Origin of the sequence: Phyllobacterium sp. SL163 (assembly GCF_049896885.1) — a bacterium.
In the GTDB taxonomy this organism is placed as follows: domain Bacteria; phylum Pseudomonadota; class Alphaproteobacteria; order Rhizobiales; family Rhizobiaceae; genus Phyllobacterium; species Phyllobacterium calauticae.
The window spans coordinates 147,881-167,619 of sequence record NZ_JAFCVE010000008.1 but is presented as its reverse complement, the minus strand read 5'-3'; the positions used below and the strand labels follow the sequence as shown (position 1 = coordinate 167,619).

The 19,739-nt window shown below is 58.1% G+C and carries 24 protein-coding genes and 1 tRNA gene; 12 read left to right on the top strand and 13 right to left on the bottom strand.

Going from position 1 to position 19,739, the window contains the following annotated elements; all coding sequences use genetic code 11:
* Positions 1 to 127 precede the first annotated feature (127 nt).
* A complete protein-coding gene (locus ACP7B1_RS18730; RefSeq protein ID WP_426137177.1) occupies positions 128 to 355 on the bottom strand; it encodes a helix-turn-helix domain-containing protein in 228 nt (75 codons plus the stop codon).
* 115 nt (positions 356 to 470) lie between these two features.
* Between ACP7B1_RS18730 and ACP7B1_RS18725 the strand changes: the two genes are divergently transcribed.
* The 3 genes from ACP7B1_RS18725 (at position 471) to ACP7B1_RS18715 (ending at position 3,529) form a co-directional block, all read left to right on the top strand.
* On the top strand, positions 471 to 914 hold the full coding sequence (locus tag ACP7B1_RS18725) for a hypothetical protein (RefSeq protein WP_229489978.1): 444 nt from the start codon (positions 471 to 473) through the stop codon (positions 912 to 914).
* Between the two features lie 459 nt (positions 915 to 1,373).
* On the top strand, positions 1,374 to 1,931 hold the full coding sequence (locus tag ACP7B1_RS18720) for a hypothetical protein (protein ID WP_229489979.1): 558 nt from the start codon (positions 1,374 to 1,376) through the stop codon (positions 1,929 to 1,931).
* Positions 1,928 to 3,529, top strand: coding sequence for a recombinase family protein (locus ACP7B1_RS18715; protein WP_426137200.1), 1,602 nt, complete (start codon positions 1,928 to 1,930; stop codon positions 3,527 to 3,529). The genes ACP7B1_RS18720 and ACP7B1_RS18715 overlap by 4 nt, the downstream gene beginning before the upstream one ends.
* Here ACP7B1_RS18715 and ACP7B1_RS18710 read toward each other — a convergent pair.
* Positions 3,486 to 3,562, bottom strand: a tRNA-Met gene (locus ACP7B1_RS18710). The two genes, ACP7B1_RS18715 and ACP7B1_RS18710, sit on opposite strands and share 44 nt — an antisense overlap.
* Positions 3,563 to 3,749: 187 nt before the next feature.
* Here ACP7B1_RS18710 and ACP7B1_RS18705 point away from each other — a divergent pair.
* Both ACP7B1_RS18705 and ACP7B1_RS18700 read left to right on the top strand, forming a co-directional pair.
* Complete coding sequence (locus ACP7B1_RS18705) at positions 3,750 to 4,712, top strand: Gfo/Idh/MocA family protein (RefSeq protein ID WP_223613445.1); 963 nt, start codon at positions 3,750 to 3,752, stop codon at positions 4,710 to 4,712.
* A gap of 172 nt (positions 4,713 to 4,884) precedes the next feature.
* Positions 4,885 to 6,012 (top strand): DegT/DnrJ/EryC1/StrS family aminotransferase, encoded by a 1,128-nt coding sequence (locus ACP7B1_RS18700; RefSeq protein WP_403183988.1) that lies wholly within the window; start codon positions 4,885 to 4,887, stop codon positions 6,010 to 6,012.
* Positions 6,013 to 6,051: 39 nt separating this feature from the next.
* Here the strand turns inward: ACP7B1_RS18700 and mnmA are convergent, their stop codons facing one another.
* Positions 6,052 to 7,242: a tRNA 2-thiouridine(34) synthase MnmA gene (gene mnmA, locus ACP7B1_RS18695; protein ID WP_229489983.1), complete on the bottom strand. Its 1,191-nt coding sequence runs from the start codon at positions 7,240 to 7,242 to the stop codon at positions 6,052 to 6,054.
* A gap of 304 nt (positions 7,243 to 7,546) precedes the next feature.
* Here mnmA and ACP7B1_RS18690 point away from each other — a divergent pair, with 304 nt between their 5' ends.
* Positions 7,547 to 7,822, top strand: a complete 276-nt coding sequence (locus ACP7B1_RS18690; protein ID WP_091878079.1) for a DUF1153 domain-containing protein — start codon at positions 7,547 to 7,549, stop codon at positions 7,820 to 7,822.
* A 166-nt stretch (positions 7,823 to 7,988) separates the two neighbouring features.
* A complete protein-coding gene (locus ACP7B1_RS18685; protein ID WP_229489984.1) occupies positions 7,989 to 8,285 on the top strand; it encodes an N-acetyltransferase in 297 nt (98 codons plus the stop codon).
* Positions 8,286 to 8,309: 24 nt separating this feature from the next.
* On the opposite strand, the gene ACP7B1_RS18680 is transcribed toward ACP7B1_RS18685, so the two are convergent.
* On the bottom strand, positions 8,310 to 8,696 hold the full coding sequence (locus tag ACP7B1_RS18680; RefSeq protein ID WP_105731965.1) for a flagellar export protein FliJ: 387 nt from the start codon (positions 8,694 to 8,696) through the stop codon (positions 8,310 to 8,312).
* Positions 8,697 to 9,150: 454 nt separating this feature from the next.
* Here ACP7B1_RS18680 and ctrA point away from each other — a divergent pair, with 454 nt between their 5' ends.
* A complete protein-coding gene (ctrA, locus tag ACP7B1_RS18675) occupies positions 9,151 to 9,852 on the top strand; it encodes a response regulator transcription factor CtrA (RefSeq protein WP_223612517.1) in 702 nt (233 codons plus the stop codon).
* A 78-nt stretch (positions 9,853 to 9,930) separates the two neighbouring features.
* On the opposite strand, the gene ACP7B1_RS18670 is transcribed toward ctrA, so the two are convergent.
* The 3 genes from ACP7B1_RS18670 to ACP7B1_RS18660 form a co-directional block, all read right to left on the bottom strand.
* The gene (locus tag ACP7B1_RS18670) at positions 9,931 to 10,509 is read right to left on the bottom strand and encodes a protein-tyrosine phosphatase family protein (protein WP_229489985.1); all 579 of its coding nucleotides are present in this window, start codon (positions 10,507 to 10,509) and stop codon (positions 9,931 to 9,933) included.
* 121 nt (positions 10,510 to 10,630) lie between these two features.
* Positions 10,631 to 10,993, bottom strand: a complete 363-nt coding sequence (locus ACP7B1_RS18665; protein ID WP_229489986.1) for a VOC family protein — start codon at positions 10,991 to 10,993, stop codon at positions 10,631 to 10,633.
* Positions 10,994 to 11,068: 75 nt separating this feature from the next.
* Positions 11,069 to 12,034: a quinone oxidoreductase gene (locus ACP7B1_RS18660; protein ID WP_346307496.1), complete on the bottom strand. Its 966-nt coding sequence runs from the start codon at positions 12,032 to 12,034 to the stop codon at positions 11,069 to 11,071.
* A gap of 92 nt (positions 12,035 to 12,126) precedes the next feature.
* On the opposite strand from ACP7B1_RS18660, the gene ACP7B1_RS18655 reads away from it, so the two are divergent.
* The gene (locus tag ACP7B1_RS18655; RefSeq protein WP_346307495.1) at positions 12,127 to 12,993 is read left to right on the top strand and encodes a LysR family transcriptional regulator; all 867 of its coding nucleotides are present in this window, start codon (positions 12,127 to 12,129) and stop codon (positions 12,991 to 12,993) included.
* A 10-nt stretch (positions 12,994 to 13,003) separates the two neighbouring features.
* Here the strand turns inward: ACP7B1_RS18655 and ACP7B1_RS18650 are convergent, their stop codons facing one another.
* Together ACP7B1_RS18650 and chpT are read right to left on the bottom strand one after the other, a co-directional pair.
* Entirely contained in the window at positions 13,004 to 13,357 is a 354-nt protein-coding gene (locus ACP7B1_RS18650) for a response regulator (RefSeq protein WP_226904627.1), read from the bottom strand.
* 117 nt (positions 13,358 to 13,474) lie between these two features.
* Positions 13,475 to 14,104, bottom strand: coding sequence for a histidine phosphotransferase ChpT (chpT, locus tag ACP7B1_RS18645; protein ID WP_223612525.1), 630 nt, complete (start codon positions 14,102 to 14,104; stop codon positions 13,475 to 13,477).
* Between the two features lie 345 nt (positions 14,105 to 14,449).
* Between chpT and ACP7B1_RS18640 the strand changes: the two genes are divergently transcribed.
* Both ACP7B1_RS18640 and ACP7B1_RS18635 read left to right on the top strand, forming a co-directional pair.
* Complete coding sequence (locus ACP7B1_RS18640) at positions 14,450 to 15,010, top strand: DUF1134 domain-containing protein (RefSeq protein WP_223613446.1); 561 nt, start codon at positions 14,450 to 14,452, stop codon at positions 15,008 to 15,010.
* Positions 15,011 to 15,154: 144 nt separating this feature from the next.
* Entirely contained in the window at positions 15,155 to 16,216 is a 1,062-nt protein-coding gene (locus tag ACP7B1_RS18635) for a hypothetical protein (RefSeq protein ID WP_346307494.1), read from the top strand.
* On the opposite strand, the gene ACP7B1_RS18630 is transcribed toward ACP7B1_RS18635, so the two are convergent.
* The 3 genes from ACP7B1_RS18630 to ACP7B1_RS18620 all read right to left on the bottom strand — a co-directional run bounded on the left by ACP7B1_RS18630 (position 16,187) and on the right by ACP7B1_RS18620 (position 18,090).
* Positions 16,187 to 17,023 (bottom strand): RNA methyltransferase, encoded by an 837-nt coding sequence (locus tag ACP7B1_RS18630; RefSeq protein ID WP_346307493.1) that lies wholly within the window; start codon positions 17,021 to 17,023, stop codon positions 16,187 to 16,189. The two genes, ACP7B1_RS18635 and ACP7B1_RS18630, sit on opposite strands and share 30 nt — an antisense overlap.
* Before the next feature lie 4 nt (positions 17,024 to 17,027).
* Positions 17,028 to 17,807, bottom strand: coding sequence for a HugZ family protein (locus ACP7B1_RS18625; RefSeq protein WP_346307492.1), 780 nt, complete (start codon positions 17,805 to 17,807; stop codon positions 17,028 to 17,030).
* Positions 17,808 to 17,898: 91 nt separating this feature from the next.
* Complete coding sequence (locus ACP7B1_RS18620; protein WP_223612529.1) at positions 17,899 to 18,090, bottom strand: hypothetical protein; 192 nt, start codon at positions 18,088 to 18,090, stop codon at positions 17,899 to 17,901.
* A gap of 239 nt (positions 18,091 to 18,329) precedes the next feature.
* On the opposite strand from ACP7B1_RS18620, the gene ACP7B1_RS18615 reads away from it, so the two are divergent.
* Positions 18,330 to 19,280 (top strand): cell wall hydrolase, encoded by a 951-nt coding sequence (locus tag ACP7B1_RS18615; protein WP_346307491.1) that lies wholly within the window; start codon positions 18,330 to 18,332, stop codon positions 19,278 to 19,280.
* A gap of 54 nt (positions 19,281 to 19,334) precedes the next feature.
* On the opposite strand, the gene ACP7B1_RS18610 is transcribed toward ACP7B1_RS18615, so the two are convergent.
* The gene (locus ACP7B1_RS18610; RefSeq protein ID WP_223612531.1) at positions 19,335 to 19,724 is read right to left on the bottom strand and encodes a DUF930 domain-containing protein; all 390 of its coding nucleotides are present in this window, start codon (positions 19,722 to 19,724) and stop codon (positions 19,335 to 19,337) included.
* Positions 19,725 to 19,739 lie beyond the last annotated feature (15 nt).

The following is a 19,739-nucleotide window of genomic DNA, read 5'->3' as shown; positions in this document are numbered from 1 at the left end:
CAACTGTCGTATTGCTCTCCTCCCATCTGCAACTCGTTGGGCACCTGCAAAGTGCTATTGTGAATCACTTCCAACACTTGATCGATGGAAATATCTCCCGTCCGGTACGCTACACCAAATCGTCTCATCATCGATCCCTCAGCCTCACACCAGGACCATTGCCGTTCGGATCGATAAACAACACGCCTGCATCGACGAGGGCGCGTTCGATTGCCGCGAGATTATTCGCAATAGGTATCCGTCGAGAAGCTTCAAAATCTCGAATCGTTGACGCAGAGACGCCGGCCTCCTTCGCTAATTCAGGTTGCGTCCATTCCAACATTGCTCGTGCAGCTCGACATTGAGCAGGGTTCATCGCGCTATCCTCAATAAAAAACACCAACATCAATAAATAATGTTGACTTTGCACCAAGGTTGGTGTTTTTTACTGATATAGAAGTTTATTGCTGAACGCAACGAGGAGCCGCACTATGTATCTTGAAGAGTTTGCAGACAGACCCCGGATTTCATCTCGCATGCCAATTGCCGGCGTTGACTATGCGCACGGCACGCCTCTCGATTCTTTCATCCTTCCAGACACGCAGATCTCCTGGCAGGATTTCCACGAACTTGCTCGCGACACCATCAAGAATGCGAAGAGCCAGCAAGAACTCAAACTGGCTATCATGCTCAGTAATGCGATTGCCAACCGGATGGGCAATCCATGGGCTGGCGATACGAGCAGAATCCGCCGGCAAGCACAGGCTCGCATGGCGCTGCTGGAGCGCACCAAGAGCAAACATCGGGATGTGATTGTGGCGATGCTGCGCGCCGGATACGAGATCAACGTTATCGCTGATGTGACCGGCCTTCACGCGTCTTCTATACGCCGCTGGCGCCGGCAGGTGGCAGCGTACAACAGCAGGTTCCACTAATCACGACCATCAACGCAGTCACCACCTGCGCGAGGAGAACCACAACCGCCGCAACCTCCCCAGTGCGGCGAACCCGAGGAGCCCGGAATGAGACCATCGAAAAGAAGATAAGACGCGGGTGGCCACCCATCGACGCGGGTAAGTTTCAGCTTGCCCGCGTTTTTTATTGAAAACGGTCCGAAAAACTTTTGTTGGGGCCGTTTGCACAATTTTGCGTTTGGATCGAGATAATTCCGACTAGCAACCATAACCAGAAGGAAGGTGAGTCAAAGATGATATTGATTAAAGCCAAACCGCCTTTGCTAGCATCAGAGCCGCTCTTGAGCATGATCCGCACGATGGCCCGCCGACAGGCCCGCATCGACGCGCGCGCACCGGAGGCCGCAAACGATAATAGGCGAATGGCACCATGACTATGTGTTTCCATGCGACGTACGACATTCTCTTGGAAACACTTATATGAGCCGCGGACCCGGAAAAATCGAAAGGGCGGTTGAGAAAGTGTTTCTGGAGAATCCAGACAGCTCATTCACTGTGGAGGATTTAGCTGACCGCGTATTCTTCGGCGCAAATCGGATAGAGAAAAAGCACCGAGTGTCGCTGATCCGAGCCACGCGGAAGGTCTGCGCTCGATTGGATTGGGACTACTTTTTGGCGGGAAGCAGGGGCGGCACGATCGTCTATTTCAACCCATACGATGTAATCTCTTATGGATCGGCTCAAATTAAGAGCGGCGATTGCTTCAATCATTACCGCTCAAAGGATAATCGCATACCTGACCATTGGCGCACAACGGATGATGATGTTCGTAAGATGCTACAGCCGGGAGGCCGCAAACACGACTATGTAGCCGAGGGAGGGACATGGTGGAAGTTTGTAAAAATGAATGTCATTGTGCGGGACAAGGATTCATCTCCCGAAGCCAAAAAAATCTTTGAGGGCCACAACCGGTTCCGCGTGAGGTATGGCGCAAAGCCCTGGAATCTGCCTGAGCATTTTAACGAGGTCACAATATGAAGCGTGCTGCCATCTATGCGCGGTTCTCTACTGACCTTCAGAACGATAAATCAGTAGATGACCAGATCATGCTATGCTCGGAATACGCGGTGCGTATCGGGTGCAGCTTAGTTGCGTGTTACTCAGACAAAGCGCGCTCTGGCGCCTCGATGTTCGGTCGTCCCGGATTGGCTGATTTAATGGAATCCGCTCATGAGGGTGGTTTTGACGTTTTGATATCAGAGGCACCTGATCGCATCAGCCGCGATATGGAAGATCTAGCAGGCATACACAAGAAACTGAATTTCCGTGGCATTGAGATAAATTGCGTCAACGGCGGCAGGCAGGATTCTCTTCAGATCGGCATGCACGGCATTGTTGGCCAAATGCAGCGCGAGGAGGGGGCTCGCAAAGTAAAGCGTGGCCTCATGGGCGTCATTGACGATAAACGCAACGCAGGTGGCAAGGCGTACGGATATAGCCCTATCCTGGGGGAGGCTGGCGAGCTAAGCATTGTTCCTGCTGAGGCTGAAACGGTACTTCGGATATTTAAAGCTTACGCTGCTGGTCAAAGTCCGCGCGATATCGCGGGTACGTTGAACAACGATGGCATTCCTGCGCCACGCGGTCCGCGCTGGTCCGCTCCTACGATCAATGGCAATGGCAAGCGTGGTAATGGCATTCTACGCAATCCTATTTATTCGGGCCGCATCATCTGGAATCGTGTGCGCATGGTGAAAGACCCCGCGACCGGCAAGCGGGTATCACGGCCAAACGATCCCTCCGAGTTTCGATATGCCGATGTGCCGCACCTTCGAATTATCGACCAGACGCTTTTTGATGCTGTGCAGGCACGCAAGGAAGCTGTCGGCGGGGTGCATGCTAACCATGCACCAAGGAACAAGCGCGTACTTAGCGGGCTGCTGAAATGCGGTGGATGTGGAGGCGGTCTGGTTATGATTGGCCATGACAGGAGCGGCCCGCGTATTCAGTGCAGCACATACCGGGAGTCTCGTTCCTGCAGCAATTCCGCGCGATACTATATCGAGAAGGTGGAAACCCATGTGATCGATGCGTTACGGCTCCAATTCGCAGATCCGATAATCATCGCGGAATACGTCAAAGCCTATCGTGATGAGCGCCGGCGAATAGAGTCGGAGGCTCGCAGAAGTCGCGGTACAACCTCGCAGAAGTTGGCAGAGACGCAATCCAAACTAGACAGATTGATTGGTAAGATAGCTGCCGATCTAATATCCGATGATGAAGCCAAGCCGCTACTTGCCTCATTGAGGGCGGAGAAAGATAGGCTTAACGCCGATCTGGCAACTGCCGGTGAAGACACCAATGTCATTGAGCTTCATCCGCAGGCCGTAGAGCGCTTTCGGGAGAACATAGAGAATCTGGCCTCCATCCTTTCACAGGGGGATGTTGCGCCCGATAGTGAGCTCATAGGTTCGTTCCGTGAGCTGGTTGCAGAAGTAATCGTCATGCCTCGCCACAAAGGTGACGAATACGTAGTTCAAATAAAGGGGTATCTATCCAGTCTTCTGGGAGCCGGCTTGTCGGCTGTGACAATGGTAGCGAAGGAGGGATTCGAACCCCCGACACAAGGATTATGATTCCTCTGCTCTAACCTACTGAGCTACTTCGCCCCATATGTCATGCGACCCGTGAACGGCTAGCCTGCAAGTGAGGACCGGGGGACGCGCTGTCAATTGACAGGGACGGGGCGGATATATGTGGGGAGCAACGGCCTGTCAAGCAATCTTCTCCGTATCGAAGACTTGTGTTCGTTTCTTCCTGCGGATAATGGATGCCGATATGAAAAAGGCTGAAAAGATGGCTCCACGGATTGCAGTGCTGGGTTGCGGCTATTGGGGCAGCAATCATATCCGGACATTGAAGAGTCTCGGGGCGCTGTTTGCAGTCTCCGACCAGAACACCGATCGCGCCGCCGGCTTCGCCGCGGAGCAGAATGTTCTGCACATTGAAGTCGACGATCTTTTCACCCATCCGGAGGTCGATGCCATCGTCATGGCCCTGCCGCCGCAATTTCACGCGGCTGCGGCGATTCGCGCCGTCACCAATGGCAAGGACGTCCTCGTCGAAAAGCCGATTGCCCTGACCGTTCCCGATGCGGAAGCCGCCGTGAAGGCCGCGCGCGACAACGGGCGCATCTTCATGGTCGGACACGTCCTGCGTTTTCATCCGGCATTCGAACGGCTTCTGGAGCTCATCAAGGCGGGCGATCTCGGCGATGTGCGCTATATCCATTCCCATCGTCTCGGTCTTGGAAAATTCCACACGGAAAACGATGCCCTCTGGGATCTGGCGCCGCATGACCTGTCGATGATCCTGGCCATCACCGGCACCGAACCTTTGGAAGTGCGCGGCGAGGGCGCGGCGGTGCTCGATCACCTCAGCGATTTCGCCCATCTGCACATGCGCTTTCCCAATAATATTCGCGGGCACCTTTTTGCCTCGCGGCTCAATCCCTATCGCGAGCGCAGGCTTACGGTGGTGGGAACCAAGGCCATGGCCGTTTTCGATGACATGGAGCAGTGGGACAAGAAGCTTGCCGTCTACAAGCATTCGATCTGGCAGGATAACGGCCAGTGGGCGTCGACGACGGAAGAGCCGACCTATGTCAAGATTGCGCAGGGCATGCCGCTGACCCGGGAATGCCAGAATTTCATCGACAGCATCAACACGCGCAGCGAGCCGGTCACCGATGGTGAGGAAGCGATTCGCGTCCTGCGGATTCTGACCGCCGGCACGGTCGCGCACGACAAGGCGAGCTGATCCGTCCTGCGGCCCCACAAGTGCTGCAAGATTGCGCTCAGTGTAAAGCGTTGTTACAAGACCGGACAAACTTTGAACGACAACGTCTGGCAGACCTCCCACGGCCCTTCTAAAGAGTTGTCTTGACCGTTTTCCGCGACGGATTCGCGGAACAATTGATATTGGAGCAATGATGCAGTTCATCGATCTCGGCGCACAGCGTGAACGGATTAGCAGCAAGCTTGATGCGGCAATCGCCAAAGTGGTGCGTGAAGGCAAATATATTCTCGGACCGGAAGTTGCCGAGTTCGAAAAGCGTCTTGGTGCATATCTCGGTGTCGAGCATGTGGTTGCCTGTGCCAATGGCACGGATGCCCTGCAGATTCCGCTGATGGCCCGCGGCATCGGTCCGGGTGATGCGGTGTTCTGCCCGAGCTTCACCTTCGCCGCCACCGCCGAGGTCGTGGCGCTTGTCGGAGCGGAGCCGGTTTTCATCGATGTCGACGCCGACACCTACAACATCAATGTCGAGCAGCTGGAAGCGGCGATCAAGGCCGTCCTGGCGGAAGGCCGGTTGCAGCCAAAGGCCATCATCCCGGTCGATCTGTTCGGCCTCGCCGCCAACTACACCTCGGTATCGGCGATTGCCGACAAGTATGGCCTGTTCGTGATCGAAGATGCGGCGCAGTCGATCGGCGGCAAGCGCGACAATGCGATGTGCGGCGCGTTCGGCCATGTCGGCGCGACCAGTTTCTACCCGGCAAAACCTCTGGGCTGCTATGGCGACGGCGGTGCCATGTTCACCAATGACGCGGCGCTGGCCGACCTGTTGCGCTCCATCCTGTTCCACGGCAAGGGCGAGACGCAGTATGACAATGTGCGCGTCGGCATGAATTCGCGCCTCGATACGATCCAGGCGGCGGTCCTCATTGAGAAGCTCGCCATTCTCGAAGACGAGATGGAAGCGCGCCAGATCGTGGCCAAGCGCTATGCCAACGGCCTGAAGGATGTGGTCAAGGTCGCCCTTATGCCGGAGGGTTCACGCTCGGCCTGGGCGCAATATGCCATCGAGACCGAGAACCGCGACGCGCTCAAGGCGCATCTGCAGGCCAACGGCATTCCTTCAGTGATCTATTATGTCAAGCCGCTGCATCTGCAGGAAGCATATGCGCACTATATGCGCGCGCCGGGCGGCCTTGCCGTGTCGGAAACGCTGCCGAAGAACATCCTGTGCCTGCCGATGCATGCCTATCTGAGCGAGGCTGATCAGGACCGCATCATCGGAACCATTCGCGAGTTCAAGACCAAAAGCGCTGCCTAAGCGCTTTTGGGGCTGCATCGCTGACAGAGGTTTGTGCGATCAGGCGACGGCCTGGCCCTGTTGTGCCAGGCGCTTGAGCATGGCTTCCGCCTGCGGGGCCCGTTCGGAGCGGCCGATGAAGCCGCCGCCATAGACACGGGCGGTGTTGCTGTCATCGGAATAGAGAACGCAGGCCTGGCCGGGGGCGATGCCGCTTTCACCATCGACCAGCTCGACCCAGGTCTCGCCGTCGCGGTGGTGCATGACAGCCGGGCGCGGCGGACGGGTCGAACGGACCTTGGCATATACTTCAACGCCGCCTTCCGGAATGCTCTCGAGCGCATCATCTCCGAGCCAGTTGACGTTGCGCAGGAAAACCTTGCGGGTTTCCAGCGCTTCGCGCGGGCCGACGACCACACGTGCATTGGCCGCGTCGAGATGGACAACGTAGAGCGGGTCGCCCGTCGCCACGCCGATGCCGCGGCGCTGGCCGATGGTGTAGTGCACGATGCCCTCATGGCGGCCAAGCACGCGTCCGTCGATATGGACGATATCGCCGGGATTGGCGGCCTCGGGCTTCAGCTTGGAAATAATGTCGGAATACTTGCCCTGCGGAACAAAGCAGATGTCCTGGCTGTCCTGCTTGTTGGCAACGGACAGGCCGAGCTCTTCGGCAATGGCGCGGGTTTCCGGCTTGGTCAGTGATCCCAGCGGGAAGCGCAGGTAGTCGATCTGTTCCTGCGTGGTTGCAAACAGGAAATAGCTCTGGTCCTTGTCCGTATCGACCGGGCGGTAGAGCGCGCGGTGCGCGCCATTGGCATGGCTGCGGATATAATGTCCGGTGGCGAGCGCATCGGCGCCCAGATCCCTGGCCGTCTGCAGGAGATCGGCAAACTTCACCGTCTGGTTGCAGGATACGCAAGGGATAGGCGTTTCGCCGCTGACATAGCTGTTGGCAAAGGGATCGATCACGGCCTCGCGGAAGCGCGCTTCGTAGTCCAGCACATAATGCGGAATGCCAAGGCGTTCGGAGACGCGGCGCGCATCTTCGATATCCTGCCCGGCGCAGCAGGAGCCCGCGCGGTGGGTCGATGCTCCGTGATCATAGAGCTGCAAGGTAACGCCGACGACATCATAACCCTGACGTTTGAGAATGCCCGCCACAACAGAAGAATCCACGCCGCCAGACATGGCGACGACGATACGTGTGTCTTCCGGCTTGCCCGGCAGATCGAGATTATTCAGTGTCATAAGCGGATCCGGTTCTTGCAGCGACATAACGGCGCAGGGATATTCAAGGCCCCTATATAGGTCAATTGACTCGATCTTGCCAACAGGAAGTGGCAGGCGGCGCATTTTTCTCACGCAAAGGTGAGCGATGTGTCGCTGTGGCCACGGCCGGTGACACCGGTCAAAGCCGGCAAAATGGTCATTTTCAACAATCTCCTGGAATTTGCAGAAGTTACCAGAGAATGACTCGCTGTTTAGGCAATTATTAAAGCCCTGCCTGTAATGTCGGCTGCGATAGGTCTTGAAGTTTAGTGTAGAGAGTACAATGACCGATCTTGTTCGACCGAGAGTAAAATATGTAATCGGCCCGGATGGCAGCCCGCTGACCATCGCCGATCTTCCGCCCGCCAATACGCGGCGTTGGGTTATTCGCCGCAAGGCTGAGGTGGTTGCCGCTGTGCGCGGTGGTCTTCTTAGTCTTGAGGAGGCTTGCCATCGCTATACATTGACGGTGGAAGAGTTCCTGTCCTGGCAGTCCTCGATCTCCGATCATGGCCTGGCTGGACTAAGAACAACCCGGATACAGCAATATCGTCATTAGATGATGTCGCCTTTGAGTTTGGCTGAGGCTGGTCGTTGAGACCAGCCTTTTCCTTTTCACGGGAAGCATGAACGCGTTGCTGCCAAGATGTTCCGCTGAGCCACAAAACCTGATCTAACTGATCACGGATGACGGCAAGGCACTTCTTGCGTCAAGGAGACGTTGAATGGCAGACGATATCAAAATTACCAAGGAAGAAACCGCCAAGGGCGGACGCTATGTGACCGTCGTCTCGGGGCACGAGGCGGAGATGACGTTTTCCCGGGTGAATCCCGAACTGATCATCGTTGATCACACGGGTGTGCCGGATGCGCTGCGCGGCCAGGGCGTGGGGCAGGCGCTGGCGCTGCATGCGGTGGAAGATGCGAGGGCAGGGGGATGGAAAATCATTCCCCTATGCCCGTTCATGCGCGCCCAATCCCTGCGGCACAAGGATTGGGCCGATGTGGTGCGGCAGAGCTGAAACAGACCCGGCTGCCGTTCCCGGTCAGCCGATCATGGCGCGTTTGTCGGCGACCGGCATGTCGTCTATATCGCGGACCTTGCCGTCGCGCTGTTCCAGCGCCTCGGCTTTCGCCAGTTCGGCTTCTGATTCGGCCAGTGCCGCCTCGGCATCGTCCTTCTGAGCCTTCAGATCACGGATCGAATCAAACAGATTGTCGCGACGCTGGCGCGCAGCCTTGGCGAATGTCGGGTAGGCAAAATGCGACGTGTCGGTAATGCCCGCCTTCTTTTCCTCGGACATAATCTGCGCGTCCAACTCAGCAGCCATGCGTTCGAATTCACCCATCATGAGATCAAGCTGGCCGAGCTGGCGGCGCTTTTCCTTGACCTGAAACAGTTTCAATCGAACCAAACCTTCATGCGACTTCATACTCACTACCCCCACAAAGCCGGTACGCAGACCCTTCAACAGGAGTCATCCGGCTGGCGTTTCACCCGAATCACTTCGGGAAAATGAAACAAAAACTTAAAGGTTGCCGCGTCTGGTAACCTTTCCTTTACGTTCAGCATTAATCATACGCCTTAAGACTTAAAGCTCGGTAAATCGAAGTCGGCCGTGTCTGGCTAAAAATTTATTGAGTCGAATGAATCGCTTAGGCGCAGAACCTGAAGCTTTGGCTGATGGTTTCTGGCCGGGTGACTCACCTTATGAATCAATGCGGTGCCTGTGATTTTTAACTTATGAGTCAAAGACACTTGCAAAGCGGAATTAGATTTTGTTAACCATTCGGTGGCAATCTTAACGTTATGGAAACGGCTTGTTTCGCGACCTGACTTCGGGATTGCACGGCAACCCATTTCAGCGGCGGGAAAAGGGGAATGATATGCGGGTTCTTTTAATCGAAGACGATAGTGCGACGGCCCAGAGCATCGAGTTGATGCTCAAGTCGGAAAGCTTCAATGTTTATACGACGGATCTGGGCGAAGAGGGTGTCGATCTCGGCAAACTCTACGACTACGATATCATCCTCCTCGACCTCAACCTGCCGGATATGTCCGGCTATGAAGTCCTGAGGACCCTGCGTCTGTCCAAGGTCAAGACGCCCATCCTCATCCTCTCCGGCATGGCCGGCATCGAGGACAAGGTGCGCGGCCTCGGTTTCGGCGCCGACGACTATATGACCAAGCCTTTCCACAAGGACGAACTGGTTGCCCGCATCCACGCGATCGTTCGCCGCTCGAAGGGCCATGCCCAGTCGGTCATCACCACAGGCGACCTGATCGTGAACCTCGATGCCAAGACGGTTGAAGTCACCGGCCAGCGCGTTCACCTCACCGGCAAGGAATACCAGATGCTGGAGCTGCTCTCGCTCCGCAAAGGGACGACGCTCACCAAGGAAATGTTCCTCAACCACCTCTATGGCGGCATGGATGAGCCTGAATTGAAGATCATCGACGTTTTCATCTGCAAGCTGCGCAAGAAGCTCGACAGTGCTTCCGGCGGTATCAACTACATCGAGACCGTCTGGGGCCGCGGCTATGTGCTGCGTGAGCCGGATGCGTCGGACATGCGCGAAATCGCCTGAGCCTTCGTCTCGGGTCATTCAAGCAAAAAGGCTCCGTCAGTGACGGAGCCTTTTTGCGTTTTGCATGTTTGATGCGGGTCAAACGGCCATGTCCAGCTCGCGGCTGCGGCCGATGCGGGCCATCCATTCGAGATAATTCGGCTCGCGCTTGATCTGCCAGCCATAGTGGCGGCGCAGTTCATCGACCAGCTTGCCATTCCGGCCCAGGAGATCATCCGCATACTGGATCATCAGGGAATTCGGCCAGGCCTGCGGGCGTATCTGCCGCAGGCGCTCGAACAGCCGGACTTCGGATTCATCGGGATAGGTCTGGGCGAGGAGGGAGAGCATGGCTGCTGTCGAGCGGGATATGCCCATGTGGCAATGGATCAGCAGGTGGCCCTCGGCGCCTTCCGCCTTTGATTCAGCCAGCGCCTTGCCGAAGTTCAGGATTTCCGCAACGTGTTGCGGCTGCGGCAGGATCTTGCCTTCATCGGCGTCGATGATGTCGTGAAAGTTCAGTGTCGTGCGGTGATGGGTGCCATAGGCCCGGAATGCCTCGAGTTCCGGCCAGTTCGGGTCGAGAATGGACAGGACATGGGTGACGGTGCGTCCGCTCTGGGCGGGCAGTTCATCAATGCCGCAGATGGTCAGCGTGGAGATGGACAAAGGTTTCATGGGGAATCGGTAATCCTGATGCTTGTGTGGCGCCAATCGCATTGTGGAAGCGTTCCGCGGCGATGGCAAAGATTATCCGAGGTTTTCCGGCATATTTACGACGCGGACTGGCAAAGGCAATTCATCTGGGCTGCATCAGTTCGATGCGGTTGCCGAAGGGATCGTGGACGAAGCGCCGGTCGTATTTTTCCAGCGGCTGGTCTTCGGCAATGGCATAGCCCGCCGCTTCCAATGCGTGGACCAGCGCAGCAAGATTGTCCGTCAACAGCGCGGGATGCGCTTTTTTCGCGGGAGAAAAATTCTGCTCGACGCCAAGATGAAGGCGGACGCTGCCGGTTTCAAACCAGCATCCGCCGCGCCCGGCGAGCGATGCGGGCTTGGGCACTTCGGGGATGCCGAGAAGGCCATCATAGAATGCGCGTGCCGCCTGTTCTTCGCCCGCGGGCATGGCCAGCTGGATGTGTTCAATTCCGGTTATCGCCATCGTCTTCAGCCTTCGGACTGCTTGCTCTTGAGATATCAACCTAGCGAGCACGCGGCGGGGCGGCAACAGGCATGGTCAGGTGGTCAGAATGACACTGCCCGTTGTTTTGCCCGCTTCCAGATCCGCTTGTGCCCCGGCTGCATCGCGCAGGTGATATTCCGCGCCTATCGGGTTGCTCAAGCCGTCCTGCAGGGCGGTAATCAGGGCTTTTGACCCGCGCTGGTAGAACGCCGGATCGTTGACGGCAGCAATGACGCTTGGGCGCATGACCGCGATGTTGCCCAGGTCTTCGAGCCGGACCGGCGGCACCGGGCCCGCCGGCTGGCCGATGGAGCCCAGGATGCCGAAGGGCCGGATTGTCTTCAACGTTTCCATGAAGATCGATCCGCCGATACCGTCGACGGCGAGGTGGACACCCTTGTTGTCGGAGATGCGGCGGACGTCATTGGCCCAGTCGCCTGATTTGTACAGCAGCACCTCATCGGCGCCCGCCGCCTTTGCGGCTGCGATTTTGCCTTCCGACCCGACTGTGCCGATGACATTGGCTCCCAAACGCTTCGCCCAGCGCGAGACCAGCTGGCCGACGCCGCCTGCCGCCGCGTGAACCAGCACCCATTCGCCCGGCCTGACAGAGCGGACCTCGTGCAGAAGCATGTAGGCCGTCAGGCCGCGCAACAATGTGCTTGCGGCGACGCGATCCGAAACCGCATCCGGCAGCTCGATCAGGCGTGACTGCGGGATCAGCCGCACTTCAGCGTAGCCGCCGAGCGGCATGCCGGCATAGGCAACCCGGTCTCCGGGTTGGAGATGGCTGACGTTTTCCCCGATGGCGTCGACAAAGCCCGCCCCCTCGAGGCCAAGCACGGCGGGCAGGCTTGGCGGGAAATAGAGACCGCTGCGGAAATAGATATCGACAAAATTGACGCCGATAACCGTTTGTCGGATGCGCACCTCATCCGGTCCCGGATCGCCAACAACGATGTCCCTTGCCCGCAATACTTCAGGGCCGCCGGGGCCGGTCATTTCGATCGTCAGTGCCATGATGTTCTCCTTTGGAATAAGGGCATTCGAGCACATTGCGGGATGTGAGAAAATTCTGTGTTTTGTCTCCATAGATGTGCAATAATTCACCAATGATCGATTGGCAGGATTTGCACTATTTTTCCGTTCTGACCCGGACAGGGTCGCTGTCCGCCGCCGCCCGCGCGCTTGGCGTCGACCATGCGACGATCGGGCGGCGCGTTGCATCGCTCGAACAGGCGCTTGCACTGCGTCTTGTCGATCGTCTGCCGCGCCGTTCGCCTTTGACGGCGGAGGGAAAGGCGATTGCCGAACTTGTCGAAGACATGGCGCGGCTGACACAATCCATTGAGCGGCGTGCCCGAGGCTTGTCACTCTCGCCGGTCACAACGGTACGCATCAGCGCACCGCCGGCGGTTGCGGCAAGGCTGATTGCACCGCGCGTGGTGGAGTTTCACCGCGAACACCCGGACATAACCCTGGCGCTTGCGGGGGCGACGCAGAACGCCGCACTTGATCGCAGCGAGGCCGATCTCGCCGTCCGCATGGCGCGGCCCGTGGAGAAGGATCTGCTCATCCGGCGGATCGGGGCCATGCGCTTCGGGCTCTATGCCACGCGCGAGCAGGCGGCCCGGCCGCCGGAAGCGCTGGCGTTCATCGCCTATGATGCAACGCTGGATCACGTGGCCCAGCAGGTCTGGCTGCGCTCGATCCTCGCCGGACGCCCGATCATCTTTCAGGCCAGCGATCTCTTTGGCCAGCAGGAAGCGGCGCGCGCTGGTCTGGGGGCGGCTGTCCTTCCCTGCTTCATGGGGGACAATGATGCAATGCTGGTCAAACTGCCGGTCGAGGAGCTGCCGCCAGTCCGCGATCTCTGGCTGACGGCCTATCCGGATATCGGCCGCTCGCCCGTCATGCGGACGGTGATGACCTTCCTCGCCGATATCATCGGCAGGGAGTGTCCGCTCAGAATAGCATGACCACTGGATTTTACCCGACGGACGTCGACGGCAGGATTTCCGAGATGGACTCCCGGTTGAAGGGTTTCAGGAGATAACCATATGCCCCGGCCCGTTTGGCCCGCATGATCTTGGTCACATCGATTTCGGCAAGGCAGAGGTAAATCCGGCTTTCCTTGCCGCCGGGCAGGGCGCGAATCTGGCTGATGATGTCGACGGACGGCATATCCGGCAGTGCGCAGTCCAGAATGATGATGTCAGGCATTTCTACGCTGCAGGCCGAAACCGTTTGAAAGCCCGTGTCGGCTGTGGTCACGACAACGCTGTCGCTTGCGAGCAGACGCGTCGCAACTTTCCTGACCACCGGCGCTCCATCAACGACCATACAACGTAACACGTGCCAACTCCCCCCGGAATCACTGCGACATTGCAGCTGCTTCAAGGGAGAGTATCAGGCCGATTGTGAAGAAATGGCCAAGGCGGATGGTAAATTTTTACCGCCTCAGACCGCCGAGAACACGATCTCTTCCGGTGTAGCGTGGATGGAGATCGTCATTCCGGCCTCCTGCGCCAGCAGCAGCGTGTAGTAAGGCTGCACCGCATGGGCGTCGATCGGCTCTTCCGGTGTCTTGCCGCTGTGCAATTCAAGGAATTTCGGCGGAACCCGCAGCATCGGGCCGCGCGATGTCAGGACGAAGCGCGGTTCGGTTTCCGGCGTCTCCAGCGCAACATTCAGCGTGCCGCCGCGCGGCAGGGCTGCATTGGCGATCAGCACGAGATTGAGCAGCAGCTTGACCTTGTTCTTGGGCAACAGGACGCGATTACCAGTCCAGGTGAACTCGGCTTTCTCGCCCTTCATATATTCATTGGCCACGTTCTGGGCATCGCCGGTATCGATCTGGACGCCGGCTGACCCGGCGGCACCGAAGGCAATACGCGCAAACTGCAGACGGGCCGAGGCGCTGCGCGCGCTCGATTTGATGAGGTTCATCGCATCTTCGTCGGCGCCGCCTTCTTCCAGAAGTTCCAGCCCGTTGTTGATCGCGCCCACCGGCGAAATGATGTCGTGGCAGATGCGGCTGCTCAGGAGGGCTCCGAGGTCCGTTGCCGAGAGAATTACGGGCAATGTCATGAGAGAAACTCCTAAGGATTTGGCTGACGGTTGGAATCTGCGTATTGGGGTTATGCCGAATCAGATGTTCATGCCGAATCACTCTGATGGCTGCTGCATTTGGATACATAGCTCGGTCCGGATCGGCAAGAACGACGTCAACGATACCGGTAGATGCTGAATTCCTTATCTTTTTCCCGTCCCCGGCAAGCCATTGAAATGCCAAGATCGATTCATAAACTTTTATACAAGGTTTAGACCTTTAAATGGTGCTTCAATTACAAGGCGAACACAAGATTCGCATCTGGCGTCGGACAAAGAAGCGAACAGCCAAAAGGAATTATGATGGCGTCTCTATTCTTGTCTATGAACCGTTTTTTTCTCCTGATCCTGACGATGGTGTCACTGGTTGTCGCACAGCCGCATGCGGCCAATGCAGCGCAGGACCAGTTCTCCATGGACGAGATCGTCAATTCGGGGCAGAGATTCTTCGGATCGACGTCCGGTGGTTTGGCATCGGCGGTCGAGAAGATTTTCCAGAGCTACGGTCTGCCGAACGGCTATATCCTGGGTGAAGAGGGATCGGGCGCCATCATCGGGGGCCTCACTTATGGCGAGGGCACGCTTTATACAAAAAATGCCGGGGATCACAAAAGTTTCTGGCAGGGGCCATCGATCGGATGGGACTTCGGCGGCCAGGGTTCCCGTGTCATGATGCTCGTCTATAATCTCGACGATATACAAAATCTCTATGGCCGCTTTGTCGGCGTCGCAGGTTCAGCCTATCTCTTCGCAGGTGTCGGCTTCAATGTGCTCAAACGCAATCAGGTCTTGCTGGTCCCGATACGCACCGGCGTTGGCGCGCGGCTCGGCGTGAATGTCGGTTATCTCAAGATCACCCAGTCTCCGACCTGGAACCCGTTTTGATCTTTCTCCTTTGCTGACGTTTGGGCAAGACGCGGAAGCCGTTCCGCGTCTTTGCCGTTTGATGCCGGACCGGCATTGTGCCAGATTTGAAGCAGAGGACGTTCCGCTCTATCCTCTGCGCGATCTTCCAACAGGACCCTTATCGTGATCCAGACCGCACTTTATCTCGCCCTCGGATTTTTGAGTGCCGTCCTGCTGGTGCTGATCTTCGCGCCTCCGGTCTGGCGCCGCGCCATGCTGCTGACACGCAGGCGCGTCGAAGCGGAAACACCGCTGACGCTCAACGAAATCCAGGCGCAGCGCGATGGTCTGCGGGCAGAGCACGCCGTGAGTGAACGCAAGCTGGAAATGACCCTTGCGGGCATCAAGGAGAAAGCGGCGCAGCAACTGCTGACGTTCAGCGAGAAGGAGCGGCAGGTCCGCCTGCTCTCGGCCGATCTCGCCGCCCGCGATGCAACGATCGCTGAATTGCAGGCATCCCTTGCGCAACGCGACCAGGCACTGGAAAAATCGGCGGGGGAACTTGGCGGTACCGTGCAAACCCTCGAGCAGCGTTCGGCAGAGCTTGAACTCCTGCATCGCCGCCTGAACAGTACGGAGACGAAAGCCGACAGCCTGCAGATCGATGTGGCGGCACAGACCACCCGTATCGAGAACCTTTCGGACGAGCTGAAAGACGCACGCCGGGCCAAGCGGGACAGCGAAGAACAGAAACACAAGCTGGAAACCGAGCTCAAGGCATTGCAGCATTCGCTCGAACAGGAAACAAAGCGCGGCAATAGCGCTGAAACACGGGCAAGCGAACTGGTGACGAAATTATCGGACAACGAGGCCAAGCTTTTGCGGCGGGAAAAGGAAGTCGAACGCCTCAACGAGCGGTTGCGCAGCATCATCGCCGAAGGCCGCAAGCAGGGCGTTGCCGCGGACCATGCGCCACGCGGCAAGCAGGCGCTTCTGCAGGCGGAGGAAAGCAAACGGTTGCGCGAGGAGATGAATGCGCTGGCGTCCCAGGTGGTCGCCATGGTTGCCCGGCTCGAAGGGCCGTCCTCCCAGGTGAACAAGCTCCTGGCAACCGCGGGCGGTGACGTATCGGCGGCCTATGACGAGAACGGCGAGGCAATCATGAGCCTGGCTGATCGCATCCGCGCGCTGCAAAAAGCAGCTTCTCCGGTGGAATCAAATACCGGAGAACCGGCTAAATCGTGACAGCGCTATGCCTGAGGCCGTGGCCACGTTCAGGCTGTCAAATGTTTCGGACATCGGGATTCTGATGGTCTTCAGCGTCTGCATCAGGGCTTTCGGCAGGCCTTCGCCCTCGGTTCCCAACAGCAGTGCCGTGCGCGATCCCGGTTGCGCGGCATAGAGACTTTCCGTGCCGGATGGGCTGAGCGCGTAAATGTCGAATCTGGCCCGCTGCAATTTGGCGACGAGATCGTCGATCGAGCCCTCCCGCGCGAACGGAACCTTCAGCGCGGCACCCACCGAGACGCGGATCGCCTTGCGGTAGAGCGGATCGCAGCTGGTTTCGTCCATCAGGATGCAATCGGCTTCGAATGCCGCGGCATTGCGAAAGATCGATCCCATATTGTCATGGTTGGATATGCCGCACAGCACCACGGCAAGCGAGGCGGCCGGCAGGGCATCGATCAGCTGGTCGGCTGAAGGGGGCGCGCTGCGCCGGCCGACGGCAAGTATGCCGCGATGCATGGGGAAGCCGGCAATCGCATCCATGACGGCGCGCGATACGCAATAGACCGGCACGTCCTCCGGGCAGAGGGCTATCTGCGGCGCGAGGCCGGCAAGCCGGTTTTCCAGGACCAGAAGCGACTCGACCGCGAACGCCGCATTGGCAAGCAGCACGTTGAGCACAACCTTGCCCTCGGCAATGAAACGGCCTTCCCGCCCAACCAGATCGCGTTCGCGGACGTTGCGATAGGGGCTGAGGCGCCCGTCGTCGGCGTCATCGATGCGCGTGATGCGGTGTTCCAGCCAGCCTTCATCCTGTCGCGGCATCGTGTCAGACCGTTTCGCCTGCAGAGGCCAGGCCTGCCCGCGCTTCACCGGCCATGCGCACCAGGCTCATATGCATGTCCCTGGCCGAGGTCAGCGGTGCCGGAAACCAGACGCGCTGGACATCGTCGCCATCGGCGATATCGAAACCATCGGCGTCAATTCCAGTCATGCGCCAGTTGCCTGCGGGGGCTTTGGCAAAGAAGCGGGCGTAGAGCGATATGGCGTTGGCATGATCGGCGTTCATGTGCTCGACCGCGGATTTTTCCGCCGCCGCCAGCTCGTCATTGGCGGGATTGCTGGTGAGCAAATCCTCGGCCGTCAAGTGATAGGCCTTGCCAAAGCCGCCATTGAGGCTGGCGCCCGTGGGCTCCAGCCGGAAGAAACGGAAGTCACCCAATCCGGCATAGAGTTTTGCCTTGGGTTGGTGCGAGAGGTAGCGCCATTCAATGCGGGCGTGTTCCGCCGTATCGCGGGCAATTTCCCTCGCCCGGGCAAACACGGTCACGCGCGGATGGGCAAGGGGATCGCCCTTGCCGGTCTCGCCGGCAAGCAGGGAGCAGCGCGGATCGGCGAGCAGGGCGGGGGTGTGGGCGGAGAGAGCGGAGACCAGAATGACCGGCGTTCCGTCATGGTCGGTGGAGAGGCCGACGCGGGTGGCGATCGGACCGCCGGTTGCGGGATCGAGTGTCGCGATGACGGCATGACGCGCCTTGCGAATCAATGTCTGCGCGAGCCTGACGGCTTCGGCATCGGTCTCGCGCAATACCTCTTTTTTCTGCGTCACAACTCATCCCTCGCATTGCTGGTCTCGTGGTGCTGGGCGAGAGATAAGGACTTGGCGGGTGCCCGGCAAGCCATTTTCACGGGGGGAGGGATTATGCGGCGATGGATCGGTTGTCGTTGAGGCCCACATCGTTCATGCAATCGGCAAGCAGGTCGAGATCGACCGGTCCGATCGTGCACAGCACGGGCGCAAACTCCTCGGCCGGTACCTCAAGCGCCATCAACTCGACGAGCGCTTCCATCAGTGCTTCACGCGTGTCATACCTTGCGGAATAGTGGGGCATGATTCTGTCTTTCGAGCCGGATCAGTTGCGTAAACCTTACTTCAAATACGGTAAACAAATTCTTAATTTTGCCATTTTTAGAAATTTTTTGCTTCTTTTGTGAATAAAATAACGTCATGATTTCAAACAGATGGCAGATTGTGATCACCCATTAGCTATATCTGCCATTGTTTGGCCCCAAATGACCTCAATCTGTGGGCAACTTCACCAGCAGGAAAAACAGCGATGAGAATTGCTTCGTGATCGGCGCAAGGAAGTGGAAAACCCCCTCGATTGTGGGTGTCATTGCCGCCATTGGCCTCGTCAGTGGGTGTACCACACAGAATGCCCAGCATGCCGGTAAGGTGAAGGCAAATCTGACAAGCAGCAATACGACCGTCTCCAAGACGTCGACCTATGCCTATACGCCGAAGGACAAGGAATGCCTGGAACGGGCAATGTTCTTCGAGTCCAACCGCTCGAGCAAGGATGGCCTGCTCGCGGTGGGTACCGTGGTGATGAACCGTCTCGATTCCGGTAAATATGCCAATACGATTTGCGGCGTGGTGGGCGAGAAGGGGCAGTTTGCTCCCGGCGTTCTTTCGCGGCCCATGCAGTCGGCGGCGCTTCCCGATGTACAGCAGGCGGCGGATGCCGTGCTCAAGGGCCAGCGCCATCCCAAGGTCAAGGAAGCGATGTTCTTCCACACGGCCGGTCTGCGTTTCCCCTATCGCAACATGCACTATACAGTTGTTGCCGGTGGTAACGCTTTCTACGAGAAGCGCGACAGGTACAATTCGCCGGATCTGGGCAACAAGGTTGCCAGTGTTGCCATTGCGAATGCCTATATCGCCAGCATGAAAAATACCAACCCGGCGTCGGTCAACAACATCATGGTTGCCAGCGCGCAGCCGACGATGACAACCGCGACATCCGGGCGTGTGACCAACCAGCCTTTTGCCGTGGCGCAGGTCCAGCCGGTGCATGCGGCGGCTCCGCAGCAGCTTGCTTTTGCCAATGTCGCCGTGCCGGTTGATCCGCCAGCACCGGCCATGGTTTTCACGGCGCCCGCACAGGCACCGGCAAAGACGGCAGCCATCCCGCAGAATGCGGAGCAGGCGGTGCTTGCCTTTGAAGCGCCGAAGAGCAAGTCGGTCGATGCCATCGGGCAGATGCTGCTCGCGCAGGACCGTCCGGGCTTCACAAACTAGACAGGCATGGAATTTGGCTCCGGCGTCGCCCAGGCGGCGCCGGTCACGATTCGTTTACGGCACGAGATAGTGCTGTGCCCACTCGCTGTGGGGAACCATCTGTCCAATCGCATATTGAAACGTCAGCACGGTCATATGATCAGGCGAGGTCGTGCACGTGTAGGAGAGGTGGTACCACTCACCCTTGCTGCGGAAGGCTGCACCGGTGGACTGGATCTTGTCGCCGGTCACCAGGGGTTCCTTGAAGGCATAGGCGACGAGTTCGTCGGGCACCAGCTTGACCGGATCGTGGTGGATACGCTCCATGGCTTCGAGATCGCAGCGCTGTTCCAGCCGGGTCTCGGGACTCAATCCTTCCAGCTCTTCGGCCTCGGTTGAATCCATGGCTCTGGCTGAGCCCATCATGGCTGCCGTCGCCAAAAGCATGGCCAGAACTGATTTCATCGATGCCGGGCTCTC

Coding starts and splice junctions, on each gene's coding strand:
- ACP7B1_RS18720 (WP_229489979.1), top strand. CDS start 1,374: ATGAGCCGCGGACCCGGAAAAATCGAAAGGGCGGTTGAGAAAGTGTTT.
- ACP7B1_RS18685 (WP_229489984.1), top strand. CDS start 7,989: ATGGCAGACGATATCAAAATTACCAAGGAAGAAACCGCCAAGGGCGGA.
- ACP7B1_RS18655 (WP_346307495.1), top strand. CDS start 12,127: ATGATCGATTGGCAGGATTTGCACTATTTTTCCGTTCTGACCCGGACA.
- ACP7B1_RS18715 (WP_426137200.1), top strand. CDS start 1,928: ATGAAGCGTGCTGCCATCTATGCGCGGTTCTCTACTGACCTTCAGAAC.
- mnmA (WP_229489983.1), bottom strand. CDS start 7,242: ATGACACTGAATAATCTCGATCTGCCGGGCAAGCCGGAAGACACACGT.
- ACP7B1_RS18690 (WP_091878079.1), top strand. CDS start 7,547: ATGACCGATCTTGTTCGACCGAGAGTAAAATATGTAATCGGCCCGGAT.
- ACP7B1_RS18650 (WP_226904627.1), bottom strand. CDS start 13,357: ATGGTCGTTGATGGAGCGCCGGTGGTCAGGAAAGTTGCGACGCGTCTG.
- ACP7B1_RS18640 (WP_223613446.1), top strand. CDS start 14,450: ATGAACCGTTTTTTTCTCCTGATCCTGACGATGGTGTCACTGGTTGTC.
- ACP7B1_RS18705 (WP_223613445.1), top strand. CDS start 3,750: ATGGCTCCACGGATTGCAGTGCTGGGTTGCGGCTATTGGGGCAGCAAT.
- ACP7B1_RS18700 (WP_403183988.1), top strand. CDS start 4,885: ATGCAGTTCATCGATCTCGGCGCACAGCGTGAACGGATTAGCAGCAAG.
- ACP7B1_RS18730 (WP_426137177.1), bottom strand. CDS start 355: ATGAACCCTGCTCAATGTCGAGCTGCACGAGCAATGTTGGAATGGACG.
- ACP7B1_RS18665 (WP_229489986.1), bottom strand. CDS start 10,993: ATGGCGATAACCGGAATTGAACACATCCAGCTGGCCATGCCCGCGGGC.
- chpT (WP_223612525.1), bottom strand. CDS start 14,104: ATGACATTGCCCGTAATTCTCTCGGCAACGGACCTCGGAGCCCTCCTG.
- ACP7B1_RS18660 (WP_346307496.1), bottom strand. CDS start 12,034: ATGGCACTGACGATCGAAATGACCGGCCCCGGCGGCCCTGAAGTATTG.
- ACP7B1_RS18620 (WP_223612529.1), bottom strand. CDS start 18,090: ATGCCCCACTATTCCGCAAGGTATGACACGCGTGAAGCACTGATGGAA.
- ACP7B1_RS18670 (WP_229489985.1), bottom strand. CDS start 10,509: ATGAAACCTTTGTCCATCTCCACGCTGACCATCTGCGGCATTGATGAA.
- ctrA (WP_223612517.1), top strand. CDS start 9,151: ATGCGGGTTCTTTTAATCGAAGACGATAGTGCGACGGCCCAGAGCATC.
- ACP7B1_RS18725 (WP_229489978.1), top strand. CDS start 471: ATGTATCTTGAAGAGTTTGCAGACAGACCCCGGATTTCATCTCGCATG.
- ACP7B1_RS18680 (WP_105731965.1), bottom strand. CDS start 8,696: ATGAAGTCGCATGAAGGTTTGGTTCGATTGAAACTGTTTCAGGTCAAG.
- ACP7B1_RS18610 (WP_223612531.1), bottom strand. CDS start 19,724: ATGAAATCAGTTCTGGCCATGCTTTTGGCGACGGCAGCCATGATGGGC.
- ACP7B1_RS18630 (WP_346307493.1), bottom strand. CDS start 17,023: ATGCCGCGACAGGATGAAGGCTGGCTGGAACACCGCATCACGCGCATC.